At 65.1% G+C, this 11,936-nt stretch carries 14 protein-coding genes; 5 read left to right on the forward strand and 9 right to left on the reverse strand.

Features of this window, described 5'->3' with window-relative positions; translation table 11 throughout:
- On the forward strand, positions 1-621 hold a 621-nt coding region (locus tag VGQ94_00240; GenBank protein HEV2020935.1), incomplete at its 5' end, for a serine hydrolase.
- Between the two features lie 50 nt (positions 622-671).
- Here the strand turns inward: VGQ94_00240 and VGQ94_00245 are convergent.
- The 3 genes from VGQ94_00245 to VGQ94_00255 all read right to left on the reverse strand — a co-directional run bounded on the left by VGQ94_00245 (position 672) and on the right by VGQ94_00255 (position 3,481).
- Positions 672-1,166 (reverse strand): hypothetical protein, encoded by a 495-nt coding sequence (locus tag VGQ94_00245; protein HEV2020936.1) that lies wholly within the window; start codon positions 1,164-1,166, stop codon positions 672-674.
- Between the two features lie 152 nt (positions 1,167-1,318).
- Entirely contained in the window at positions 1,319-2,980 is a 1,662-nt protein-coding gene (gene groL / locus VGQ94_00250) for a chaperonin GroEL (protein ID HEV2020937.1), read from the reverse strand.
- A 168-nt stretch (positions 2,981-3,148) separates the two neighbouring features.
- Positions 3,149-3,481, reverse strand: coding sequence for a co-chaperone GroES (locus tag VGQ94_00255; protein HEV2020938.1), 333 nt, complete (start codon positions 3,479-3,481; stop codon positions 3,149-3,151).
- 183 nt (positions 3,482-3,664) lie between these two features.
- Between VGQ94_00255 and VGQ94_00260 the strand changes: the two genes are divergently transcribed.
- Positions 3,665-4,033: a hypothetical protein gene (locus tag VGQ94_00260; GenBank protein ID HEV2020939.1), complete on the forward strand. Its 369-nt coding sequence runs from the start codon at positions 3,665-3,667 to the stop codon at positions 4,031-4,033.
- A gap of 67 nt (positions 4,034-4,100) precedes the next feature.
- Here VGQ94_00260 and VGQ94_00265 read toward each other — a convergent pair whose 3' ends face one another.
- Genes VGQ94_00265 through VGQ94_00280 form a run of 4 tightly spaced genes read right to left on the reverse strand, consistent with a single transcriptional unit; the run spans position 4,101 to position 6,772 of the window.
- Positions 4,101-4,268 carry a hypothetical protein gene (locus VGQ94_00265; GenBank protein ID HEV2020940.1) on the reverse strand — a complete coding sequence of 56 codons (168 nt, stop codon included), beginning with the start codon at positions 4,266-4,268 and terminating at the stop codon, positions 4,101-4,103.
- A gap of 15 nt (positions 4,269-4,283) precedes the next feature.
- Complete coding sequence (locus VGQ94_00270) at positions 4,284-4,661, reverse strand: hypothetical protein (GenBank protein HEV2020941.1); 378 nt, start codon at positions 4,659-4,661, stop codon at positions 4,284-4,286.
- Complete coding sequence (locus tag VGQ94_00275; GenBank protein HEV2020942.1) at positions 4,658-6,487, reverse strand: AMP-binding protein; 1,830 nt, start codon at positions 6,485-6,487, stop codon at positions 4,658-4,660. The genes VGQ94_00270 and VGQ94_00275 overlap by 4 nt, the downstream gene beginning before the upstream one ends.
- A gap of 39 nt (positions 6,488-6,526) precedes the next feature.
- Positions 6,527-6,772, reverse strand: coding sequence for a glutaredoxin family protein (locus VGQ94_00280; GenBank protein ID HEV2020943.1), 246 nt, complete (start codon positions 6,770-6,772; stop codon positions 6,527-6,529).
- A gap of 52 nt (positions 6,773-6,824) precedes the next feature.
- Between VGQ94_00280 and VGQ94_00285 the strand changes: the two genes are divergently transcribed.
- Complete coding sequence (locus VGQ94_00285; GenBank protein HEV2020944.1) at positions 6,825-7,574, forward strand: SDR family oxidoreductase; 750 nt, start codon at positions 6,825-6,827, stop codon at positions 7,572-7,574.
- A 183-nt stretch (positions 7,575-7,757) separates the two neighbouring features.
- Here the strand turns inward: VGQ94_00285 and VGQ94_00290 are convergent, their stop codons facing one another.
- Both VGQ94_00290 and VGQ94_00295 read right to left on the reverse strand, forming a co-directional pair.
- Positions 7,758-8,744, reverse strand: coding sequence for an alpha-ketoacid dehydrogenase subunit beta (locus tag VGQ94_00290; GenBank protein ID HEV2020945.1), 987 nt, complete (start codon positions 8,742-8,744; stop codon positions 7,758-7,760).
- Between the two features lie 76 nt (positions 8,745-8,820).
- Positions 8,821-9,972, reverse strand: a complete 1,152-nt coding sequence (locus tag VGQ94_00295; protein ID HEV2020946.1) for a thiamine pyrophosphate-dependent dehydrogenase E1 component subunit alpha — start codon at positions 9,970-9,972, stop codon at positions 8,821-8,823.
- Positions 9,973-10,231: 259 nt separating this feature from the next.
- Between VGQ94_00295 and VGQ94_00300 the strand changes: the two genes are divergently transcribed.
- A complete protein-coding gene (locus VGQ94_00300; protein HEV2020947.1) occupies positions 10,232-11,032 on the forward strand; it encodes a TlyA family RNA methyltransferase in 801 nt (266 codons plus the stop codon).
- On the forward strand, positions 11,033-11,893 hold the full coding sequence (locus VGQ94_00305) for an NAD(+)/NADH kinase (GenBank protein HEV2020948.1): 861 nt from the start codon (positions 11,033-11,035) through the stop codon (positions 11,891-11,893).
- Positions 11,894-11,936 lie beyond the last annotated feature (43 nt).

Consider the following 11,936-nt stretch of genomic DNA (forward strand, 5'->3'; position numbering starts at 1 on the left):
CCGGACAGCGACATCCTCGGAGGCCTCACTCCCGGCGTGAGCCGCGTCACCAACCGCGACCTGGCGACCATGATGGTTTCAGTCAGCGACAACTCCGCCGCCAACATCCTCATCGAGCGCGTGGGCATAGAGAACGTCAACGCGCTGCTCGACTCGCTCGGCCTCAAGCAGACCCGCCTGCGTCGCAAGATGATGGACCTGGAAGCCGCCAAGCAGGGCCGCGAGAACGTTGCTACCCCGCGTGAGCTGGCCGCGCTGCTCGAAGCCATCTACGGCGGCAAGGTCATCGAGAAGCCGCTGGCCGATGACTTCTTCAAAATACTGGCTTCCGGCCGCACCCACTACAAAGCCTACTTCCGCGCCGGCGGCATCCCCGACGACGTGGTCGTGGCCGAGAAAGAGGGCGAGCTCGAAGGCGTGCGCGCCGATTGCGGCGTGGTCTTCGTCCCCGGGCGGCCGTTCGTCCTGTGCGTGATGACCAACTACCTGGCGGACGAAAGGGAAGGAGAGGCGGCCATCAGCCGCATCGCCGGCGCCGCCTACCGCACCTTCGACCGCCTGGGCCGGGCGTCACCATACGGGCGCATCATCTCCCCGCGCAGTAGCGGAAGCCCGAAATAGTCTGCCGCCCCGCGCTTCAGCCCTTCGGTCGTCCGTATCAGGGCGTGGCTTCAGCCATGCCGCACAGGGCCATATTGAATTCGGGCTTCAGCCCTGCGGTCGTTCGTATCAGGGCATGGCTTCAGCCATGCCGCACCCCGGCCATATTGGATTCGGGCTTCAGCCCCTGAGGGGCCGCTGTTTCGCCCTTCACTGACAACCGACAACTGTTTCTGCAGAAAGAACTCCTCCTCCGCCTCCCTTGCCGCCCGCTCGTACCCCTCGATGTTCTGCCGCATCGTCCGGCAGACGTCCGCTGCCACCCGCGCCTTCTGCGGATCCATCCCTCCATACAGCAGCCCGCTCAGCAGCTTCGCCATCAGTCGCTGCAGGCCGAGCGCGTCGTCCGGGAAGGGAAGCGCCGCCAGCGGACTCGCCTTCCACTCCGTGTGCGCGCGACACATCGCCCCACCCTCCTCCGCCGGATACCGGCATTGCCGCCCATCCGCCCGCCGCTCCTGGCACATCACACGGCTCACCTGCCCGCGCTCTTCCACCAGTTGCATCAGTCGCGCCTGCCGCAGCCTGCCGTGGCTAAAGCCACATTCAAAGGGCGCGGATACGCAGGGCTAAAGCCCCGCTCTGGCACCGAAAAGAAAAAGGCCCCGCATTTCTGCGGGGCCTCGGTAGAGACGCGGCACGCCGCGTCTCTACGGGTTTAATACATGTCGCCCATGCCGCCGTGACCGCCGGGACCCCCGGAAGCCTTCTTCTCCTCGGGCAGCTCGGCCACCAGAGCTTCGGTGGTGAGCATCAAGGAGGCGATGGAGCCGGCGTTCTGCAGCGCGGTGCGCACGACCTTGGTGGGGTCGAGCACGCCGGCCTTGACCAGGTCTTCCAGGTCGCCGGTGAGCGCGTTGTAGCCGAAGTTCGAGTCCTTGGCTTCGCGGACCTTGCCCAGAACGACCGCGCCCTCTTCGCCGGAGTTGGCCACGATCTGGCGCATGGGCTCCTCGAGCGAGCGGCGGACGATGTTGGCGCCGATCAGCTCATCGCCCTCGAGCTTCAGCTTCTCGATGGCGGAGACGCAGCGCACCAGGGCCACACCGCCGCCGGGGACAATGCCTTCCTCGACTGCGGCGCGGGTGGCGTGCATGGCGTCTTCGACCCGTGCCTTCTTTTCCTTCATCTCGGTTTCCGTAGCCGCGCCGACTTTGATGACGGCGACGCCGCCCACGAGCTTGGCCAGGCGTTCCTGGAGCTTCTCGCGATCGTAGTCCGAGGTGGTCTTCTCGATCTGGGTGCGGATCTCCTTGACCCGGCCTTGAATCTCGGAAGACTTGCCCTTGCCCTCGACCAGGGTGGTGTTGTCCTTGTCGATGGTGACCTTCTTGGCGAAGCCCAGGTCGTCCAGCTGGACATTCTCCAGCTTGATGCCCAGGTCCTCGGTGAGGGCCTTGCCACCGGTGAGGATGGCGATGTCCTGCAGCATGGCCTTGCGGCGGTCGCCGAAGCCCGGAGCCTTGACGGCCACGGCCTGCAGCGTGCCACGCAGCTTGTTGACCACGAGCGTGGCCAGAGCCTCGCCCTCGACGTCCTCCGCCACGATGAGCAGCGGCTTGCCGGACTTCGCAATCTGCTCCAGCAGCGGGAGCAGGTCCTTCATGGACGAGATCTTCTTCTCGTAGATGAGGATGGAGCAGTTCTCCAGCACCGCCTCCATGCGCTCCGGGTCGGTGACGAAGTAGGGAGAGAGGTAGCCGCGGTCGAACTGCATTCCCTCGACCACTTCCAGCTGGGTCTCCATGGTCTTGGATTCCTCGACCGTGATGACGCCGTCCTTGCCCACCTTCTTCATGGCCTCGGCGATGATCTTGCCGATGGTCTCGTCGTTGTTGGCGGAGATGGTGCCCACCTGGGCGATCATGTCGCCGGTGACGGGCTTGGAGAACTTGTCCAGTTCGCCCTTCACCCGGTTGCCGTCCTTGTCGAGCGTGCCGCAGATGGCGGTGACCGCCTTCTCGATGCCGCGCTTGAGCGCCATGGGATTGGCGCCGGCAGCGACCGTCTTCACGCCCTCGCGGAAGATGCACTGGGCGAGCACGGTGGCAGTGGTGGTGCCGTCGCCGGCCACATCACTGGTCTTCGACGCCACTTCGCGCACCATCTGCGCGCCCATGTTCTCGAGCGCGTCCGGGAGTTCGATCTCCTTGGCTACGGTGACGCCGTCCTTGGTGATGGTCGGCGAACCGAACTTCTTTTCGATGACCACGTTGCGGCCCTTGGGGCCGAGGGTGACTTTGACGGCGTCGGCCAGCACGTTGACGCCGCGGAGGATCGCTTGCCGCGATTCCTCTCCGTGAATGATCTGCTTTGCCATGGTGTTTTCTCCTTGTGTGACTGCGATTTGGTTTGCGGCTTGTGGCCGCAAAATTCGGATGCTCGCCTTTCGCGCGTTCCTCGCTCACCCTTCGGGTTTCGCGGCGCGACTCGGCTCGCCCAGGTCCTTCGGCCGCAAAAGCAGCGGCCTCAGGATGACAACAAGAAACTACCTGCGCGATCCGGCGTGCTCCTTGGGTTTGCCGGCGCCGATGAGGATGCCCAGCACCTCTTCCTCGCGCATGATGACCAGCTCTTCGCCGTCAATCTTGATCTCCGTGCCGGCGTACTTGCCGAACAGGATGCGGTCGCCCGCCTTCACGTCCAGGGGCCGGACCTTGCCCTCTTCGCTGATCTTGCCCTTGCCTACGGCGATCACTTCGCCCTCCTGCGGCTTTTCCTTAGCCGAGTCGGGGATGATGATGCCGCCGCGCACCGATTCCTGCTCCTCCACCCGGCGAATCAGGATGCGATCGTGCAGGGGAGTCAACTTGGTAGACATTTAGCACACTCCTTTCAAGGTATAAGGTGTTTGTTTGCTTTATGTTACTAGATACAATCTGGCTGGGGTGGCAGGTTGTTAGCACTGTCACCCATCGAGTGCTAATTATAAGAGCGAGCCCTAGAGCATGTCAAGCGAGCGGGTGACAAGCCGGCCGGACGGCCTTAGAATGGCAGAGGCGCCATGAGAAAAGCACTGCTGAGCCTGATGGTCGTTAGCTTGCTGGCCCCGCTGGCCTGGGCGGGCGATAAGCAGCAAGCCAGTCTGAAATTCGTGGTCCTGAAGGCGCACAACGGCAAGCCGGTGCGCAACGCCAGCGTGGTGCTGCATCTGATGGACAAGAAGGGCAAGCAAGCCAGGGGCGGGTACCAGCTGAAGACCGACGCTGAAGGCAAGGCCAGCTTCGACGGCGCTCCCTATGGGAAGCTGCGCGTCCAGGTGCTGACGCCGGGGTTCCAGACCTTCGGCGAGGACTTCGACATCGACCAGCCGGAGCAGGAGTTCGTCATCAAGCTGAAGAAGCCGCAGGAGCAGGTCACCATCTACAAGTAGCGGCATGGGCGTCCGCCCGGCCGCGGCCCCCCTCAGGAATCCCGCAGCAGATTAATCCCGCAACACGTCAATCCCGCAACACCTTGGGCGCGAAGAGCGCCAGTCCTCCCCAAAAGGCAAAGGCAAAGACGGCGGCGAAGAGCAGGTCCTGGACTACGTCCCAGGGGCCGAAGGAAAAGGGGAACGAGAACTGCTCGCTAAGGCGGTTGTAAAGAAAGCTGCCGACGCGGTACACCAGCGAGGCGGCGATCTAGGCCGCGCTGGCTCCGATCCACAGGCCGAGCCAGGTGGGCTGGATCCAGCGCACCGCCAGGGCCAGGATGAGCAGGAAGAGAAAATTGGCCATCCACAAGTACACGATAAAGAAGGGCGGCGAGTGGGGCCCGCGCAGGATGAGTTGCAGCAGGACTACGCGGTTCACGGTCTGCAGGACGGTGTAGGCGGCTGCGGCCAGGGCCGCGGCGCCGGCGTCGTTGCGGACCCAGAGGAAGCCGGCCACGACGGCCGCGGTGAGCAGCAAGTCGGCGGTGAAAGAGGAAATCCACGCCCAGACGGGGAGCATGCCCTGTTGATGGAGCAGCGGCACGATCAGGAGAAAGCTCAGGTCGGCCAGCACCGAGGCGATCAAGAAGGCCGCTCCGGCGCCCCATTCGATCGCCGGGCCGCTGACGCCGAGCAAGGTCGCGAGGTTCGGGGGGTCGTGGCCGCAGGCCTTGGCGGCGGCGGGGGAGGAGCGGCGGGGGCCGCCGTGACACTGTCAGCGCGACACTGCCAAGGGATAGTCCGCAGCGGGTGCAAGAGCCCGCGCCCGCTGGATTCTCGGGCCACAGTTGGAACAGAACATAGGGACTCCTCGCGCGGGCAGATCCCAAGACCCGGGCGGGAGTTTACAGCAGAGCGCAACTCGCGCCGCAAGATCTTTCCCGACGGATTGCGAGGGATGGAGGCGATGAAGCGGAACTGGCGGGGCTGCTTGTATCCGGTCAGGCGCTCGGCGACGTGGCCGGCCAGCTCGCTCTCCAGAGCGGGGCTCGATTGGCGGCCGTCGCGCAGCACGACGAAGGCGCAGGGAATCTCGCCGGCATCGTCATCGGGGCGGCTGATGACGGCGCAGTCGGCGATGGCGGGATGCTCGAGCAGGACGGCTTCGATCTCCGCCGGGGAGACGGGGAAGCCCTTGTATTTGATCATCTCCTTGCGGCGGTCGACGATGAAGTAGAAGCCCTCGGCGTCGCGCCGGGCGACGTCGCCGGAGAAGTACCAGCCGTCGCGCAGGACTCCGGCGGTGGCGTCGGGCGCTCGCCAGTATCCCTGCATGAACTGCGGGCCGCGCATCACCAACTCGCCAGCCGCGGCTTCGGCGCCGTCGTCGTTGATCAGGCGACATTCGGTGAGGGCGAGCGGGTGACCGATGGAATCCGGCCGGTAGAGCGCTTCCTCGAGAAATCCCATGTGGGTGACGGGGGAAGCCTCGGTCATGCCGTATCCCTGGCGCACGTGGATGCCGGTGAGCGCGGTGAAGCGGCGGGGCAGCTCGGCGGCCAGCGGCGCGGCTCCGGACTTCGCCGCCCGCACCCGGTGGTCGCGAGGGAAGCGGCCCGCCTCCGCCGCCAGGCAGTACTGGTTCATGATGGGAGGGACCAGCGGCAGGAAGGTGACACCCTCCGACGAAATCAGTTGGAGCGAGCGCTCCAAATCGAAGCGCGGCACCAGCACCACCGTCCCGCCGGAGAGCAGCGCCGGATTGAGCACCACGTTCAATCCGTAGATGTGATAGAGCGGCAGGAATCCCATGAGCACTTCGCCGGGGCGGAAGGTGGCGGTCTCGCCTGGCGCCATGAACTGGAAGATGTTGGTGACCAGGTTGGAGTGGGAGAGCATCACGCCCTTGGGCAGTCCGGTGGTGCCGCTGGAGTAGGGAAGCGTGGCCAGGGTGCGTTCGGGGGCGTCGGTCGGAGATGGGAGCGCGGCGGTCACCGAGCGCAGCAGGTCGTTGAAGTCCTGGTGCGCGCCGGAAGACTGGGTCGCGCGGGTGACGTAAACGCGGCGCAGGTCGGGCAATCCGCCGAGATTGACATTCTGGATCAGCGCTGCGCTCGAGATGAGCAAGACGGCGCCGGAGTTCTCGAGCTGGTGGCGGATCTCGCGCTCGCGATAGCTGGGGTTGAGTGGGGTGGGGATTGCTCCGGCGAGGGTAGCGGCGTGGTACGCGGCGGCGAACTCCCAGGAATTAGGGAGGTGGATGGCGATGACTTCGCCCGGCTGGATGCCGGTAGCCACCAAGCCGCGCGCCAGGCGCTCCACCAGGTCTCCGTATTCGGCGTAGGTGAGGCGGCGGGGCGGGTCGAAGGAGGCGTCCACGATCGCCGTGCGCTCGGCGAAGCGGCGGCAGGCGTCGAGGATGGCGTCGTGCAGGAAGAGGCCGGCAGGGTCGGCGTGGAGCTGGGTGCGCATGCGGCTTGGATTCTAACCCGGTGCGCACGGGAGAGCGACTCAGGGCTTGCGGGCGGTAAGCACGCGCAGGAAGTCGCGCTCGGTCATGCGGTACTTGAAGGCCTTCTTCCCGTCAATGAAGACCACGGGGACCTCGTCGGTGAACTTCTGCTGTAGATCGGGGTCGGAATCCACATCGACTTCCTTCCAGGCGAAGCGAGCGCGCTTCTCCAGGCGGGCGAGCGTGGCCTTGACCTCATCGCAAAGGTGGCAGCCGGTGCGGGTGTAGAGGACGACTTTGTGCACAAAGGAATCTTAACCACAGAGGACACGGAGGGCACGGAGTAAAATTCCCCGGATGCAACCCTTGAAGGGCAAAGCCGCGCTGGTGACGGGTGGAGGGCGGCGCATCGGGCGGGAGATCGCACTGGAGCTGGCGCGCGCCGGCGCCGATGTCGCCATCACCTATCTCACTTCGCAGAAGCAGGCGCAGCAGACGCTGGTGGACCTAGCGGGCTTTGGGGTGCGGGCGCTGGCCCTGCGCTGCGATGTGCGCGAGGCGAAGAGCGCGAAGGCGGCGGTGAAAGAGGTGGTCCAGGAGTTCGGTGGGCTGGACCTGCTGGTGAACAATGCGGCGGTCTATGAGACGGTAACGTGGGAGAAGATGACCGCCGAGCAGTGGGACGCCATGTTCGCCACCAACACCCGCGGCCCCTTCCTGATGACGCAGGCGGCGGCCGCAGCCCTCAGGCGGCGACGGGGACGGGTGATCAACCTGGGGTCCCTCGGCGGGCTGCGTCCGTGGCCGAGCCACGCCCACTACTGCGCCTCGAAGGCTGCGCTGAGCATGCTGACGCAGGTGATGGCGCGGGCGCTGGCTCCCCGGGTGGCCGTGAACTGCGTAGCGCCGGGGATGATCGAGACCGGAGACAGCAAGCGCCAGGCGGCCGCGCATCGGGCCTTCATGCGAAAGATCGCGAAGAAGACGCCGATGCTGCGTGCGGGGACTCCGGCGGAGGTCGCCGCGGCGGTGCTGTTCTTTGCGTCAGCGCCGGAGTTCATCATTGGGCAGACCTTGGTGGTGGATGGCGGGCTGGGGCTGGTCTAAATCGGGCCATCGGGTGATTGGGCCATCGAGCCATTGGGATCAAACAGAGGAGGTTTCTCGCTGCGCTCGGAATGACCCTGGCAAGAAAGGCAGGTTCCTCCCCTATCGGCTTCGCGCAGGGCTTCAGCCCTTCGGGCTGCAGGCAAGGACCGCTCGGAATGACTACGGAAGGGAAGGGTCCGCCTAGTAGTCCAGCGTGTGCTCGAGGGCAGCGACGATCTTTTCCACGTTGGGCAGGTAGAACTTCTCCAGCGGATGGGAGAAGGGGATCGCCGGGACGTCGGGGGCGGTGACGCGGGCGATGGGAGCGTCGAGGCAGTCGAAGGCCTCCTCGGCCAGGATGGCGGAGACCTCGGCGCCGATGCCCAGCGTGCGGTGGTCCTCGTGGACGATGACGCAGCGGTTGGTCTTGGCCACCGACTCGAGGAAGGTGTCCTTGTCTATGGGGTTCAAGGTGCGCAGGTCGATGACTTCGACGTCGACGTTGTGAGCTTCCTTCATCTTCTCGGCGGCCTGGAGGGTGAGCTGCATCATGTAGCCGTAGGAGATGGCGGTGATGTCTTTTCCCTCGCGGCGGACGGCGGCCTTGTCGAGGGAGACGGTGAAGTCCTCCTCCGGCACCTCTTCTTTAATCGAGCGATAGAGCTTCTTGTGCTCGAAGTAGATGACCGGGTTGTCGTCGCGGATGGCGGCCTTGAGCATGCCCTTGGCGTCATACGGCGTGGACGGGGCGAGCACCCGCAGGCCGGGCTCGTGGGCGAACCAGGTGGTGTTGGTCTGGGAGTGGTAGAGGCCGCCCGAGACCCCGCCGCCATAGCAGACGCGCAGGGTGAAGGGGCAGGTCTGGGTGCCGGCGGAGCGGTAGCGGAGTTTCGCCGCCTGTTGGGTGATGGCGTCCATGGCCGGAGTGATGAAGTCCACGAACTGGATCTCGGGAACGGGGCGCATGCCGGCCAGGGCCGCGCCGATGGAGGCGCTGACGATGATGCCCTCGGCCAGCGGCGAATCCATCACCCGGTCGGGGCCGAACTCCTCATAGAGTCCCTTGGTGGCTTTGAAGACGCCGCCCATCACGCCTACGTCCTCGCCGATGATGAAGACGCGCTCGTCGCGGCGCATCTCCTCGGCCAGGGCGGTGGTGATGGCGTCAATGTAGGTGATCAGGGCCATGGGCGTCTTCGTCCTCTAAAAGCAGATTCCTCGCTGCACTCGGAATGACAACTTCAATTCGCTCGGAATGACAATCTCACTTCTTGCCGCCTCCTCCGGCGGGGGAGGCGACGCTGGCGGTCCAGGTCTTGCGGTTTAGCTCGCGCTCGCGGATGCTGAACGAGTACACGTGGTCCAGGCACTCGGCTGGCTCGGGCAGCGGAGACTTCTCGGCGAACTCGACCGCCTCGTCGATCTCCTTGGTGAACTGGTCCGTAAGCTCTTTCTTCCAGGAGTCTTTCCACATGCCCTGCCCGGTCAGGTAGCGCTCCATGGCCGGAATGGGGTCTTTGGCCTTCCAGGCCTCCAACTCCTCCGACGACCGGTACTTGGCGGGATCGATCTCGGAGTGGCCGTACCAGCGGTAGGTCTTGCACTCGATGAGGGTGGGACCGCCGCCAGAGCGGGCGCGGGCAATGGCCTCGCGCGCCACGCGATAGACCGCAATCACGTCGTTGCCGTCCACGGTGATGCCGGGGAAGCCATAGGCCTGGGCCTTCACGCTCAAATCCTTGACCGCCGTCTGCAGGCTGGTGCTGACCGATTCCGCCCAGAGGTTGTTCTGAATGACATAAACGATGGGCAGTTTCTGGACCCCGGCGAAGTTCAGGGCTTCATGCCAGAAACCCAGGCTGGTGGAGCCGTCGCCGGAGAGCGCCACCACGATGTTGGGCTTCTTCTGCATCTTGTAGGCCAGGGCCACGCCGGTCCCGATGTTGAGCTGGGCGGCGATGGTGGAGGCCGGAGTGATGATGTTGCCGGGGGCGTAGCCGCAGTGCGCCGGGGAGGAGCGTCCCTGATCGGGACTGGTCTTGCGGGCGTAGAGCTGGGCGTACATCAGGTTGAGCGGCGTCCCCTTCATGATGTTGCTGATGAAGTCACGATGGGAGGGGGCGATGGTGTCGCCGGGCTCGAGCTCGATGGTGCAGCCCACCTCGGTGGCTTCCTGGCCGACCGCGGCGTAGTAGTTGCCGGAGAAGCGGCCCTGCTTGAACAGGATGCGGGCCTTCTCCTCCACCATGCGGCACTTGACCATGTAGGAATAGAGCTTGAGCAGCAGCTCCTGGCTCAGCGGAGCCGTGCCGTTACCCTGGTTAGCGGTGGTGGATTTCTGGTCAGGGACGGGTTGTGGGGCTGGTTTGAGTGCCCTGGGGGCTGGCCCGGGGCGCTCTTTAGGTCTCGTGGCCATCGTTCCTGCCTTGAAGACATTTATTGTAACGCAAACCGGGGCTGGAATGTGCCTAAGTCGCCAACAAAGAGGGCCTGCTTGCGGGTTTTTGGCGGGGCTGGAGCGGGAGTGAAACAATGGGGCGGCGGGTTTTCAACACGGATGTGAAAAACGGTGTGGAAAAGAAGAAAGTTCAATCCCTAAGTCGAGCAATCGCGGAAGGTTTCTACGGATTGCACAGTAGGATGTGCGCCACGCATTCCTGAGCGCGAAAAAACAAATGAAGAAGCTGCGGCTGGACCGATTGTTGGTGGAGCGCGGGCTGGCGGCGTCGCGGGAGCGCGCTCAGGCGCTGATCCTCGCCGGGAAAGTGCTGGTGGACGAGCAGAAGGTGGAGAAGGCGGGGGCGAGCGTGGGCGCGGAGGCGAAGCTCCGGATGCTGGGCGAAGACTTGAAGTACGTGAGCCGCGGCGGCGTGAAGCTGGAAGCGGCGCTGGAGCACTGGAGGGTCGAGGTCACCGACCGCGTCTGCCTGGACGTGGGCGCCTCCACCGGCGGTTTCACCGACTGCCTGCTGCAGCGCGGCGCCGGACGCGTGATCGCGGTGGATACAGGCTACGGTCAGATGGACTCGCGGCTGCGCTCCCATCCCCGGGTGCGGCTGCTGGAGCGCACCAATGCCCGCTATTTGAAGCCCGAAGACGTGGGCGAGCGAGTAGAAATGGCGGTCATGGACGTCGCTTTTATCTCTGCTACACTCGTGCTCCCCGCGGTGGTGAGGAGCTGCATCGCAGCTTGGGAACGCGGACGGGACGCCCGCGCGACACCCGGCGGGAAGCCGGCGCTACTCGAGCTCGTGGTGCTGGTGAAACCTCAGTTCGAGGTGGGGCGGGAAAAGGTGGGCAAGGGCGGGATCGTGCGCGATGCGGACGACCAGCAGGCGGCGGTCGAGAAGGTCCGCAGGACAGTGGAGGCGCTGGGCGGGACGGAAATCGAGGTGATGGAATCGCCCATCACCGGCGCCGAGGGGAACCGAGAGTTCCTGTTGCACGCAAGGTTCCATGAGTCCAGAGGGAAGTGAATGGTGAAGTCGGTCGGAATCATCTCGAAGCCCGCGAAGCCGGAGATCAAGGAGATCGCCAGCGGGCTGGTGCAGTGGCTGGAGGCGCACGGTTACAAGGTCTTTGTGGACAAGGAGACCGCGGCCTGCGCTCCCGGCAGCGAGGTGTCGGAGCGCGAACAGATGGCCGCGCGCAAGCCGGAGTTTGTGGTGGTGCTGGGGGGGGACGGCACCATTCTGTCGGCGGCGCGGGTGCTGGCCGGGGCCGGCATCCCCATCCTGGGCGTGAACCTGGGCTCGCTGGGATTCCTGACCGAGGTGACGCTGGCCGAGCTCTATCCCACGCTCGAGGCCATGGAGAAGAACCAGTGCGCGACGGAGTCGCGCTCCATGATGCACTGCCAGCTGGAGCGGGGCGGCAAATGCGTGGCCAGCTATGATGCCCTGAACGACGCGGTGGTGAGCAAGAACGCCCTGGCGCGGATCGCCGACTTCGAGGTGCAGGTGGACGGGGCGGTCGTCTCCAGCTACAAGGCGGACGGGCTCATCCTGGCGACGCCGACCGGCTCCACCGCCTACTCGCTGGCCGCCGGAGGGCCCGTGCTGGCGCCGGACGTGGCTGCTTTCGTCATCACCCCCATCTCCTCCCACGCCCTCACCAACCGGCCGCTGGTGGTGCGCGACTCGGCGGAGATCGTGGTGGTGGTCAAGAGCATCCAGGAAAAGGCCTACCTGACCGTGGATGGACAGGTGGGCATGCCCGTCCACGACGGCGACCGGCTGGTTTGCCGCAAGTCGCAGCAGGCGGTGAAGCTGCTGCGCCAGCCCAAGCGCACGTTCTTCGATGTGCTGCGAGGGAAACTGAAGTGGGGAGAGAGATGATTGGGTCATTGGGTGATTGAGTCATCGAGCCATTGGTTTCACC

It is taken from the genome of Terriglobales bacterium, from assembly GCA_035937135.1.
Taxonomy (GTDB): Bacteria; Acidobacteriota; Terriglobia; order Terriglobales; family Acidobacteriaceae; genus DASYVL01.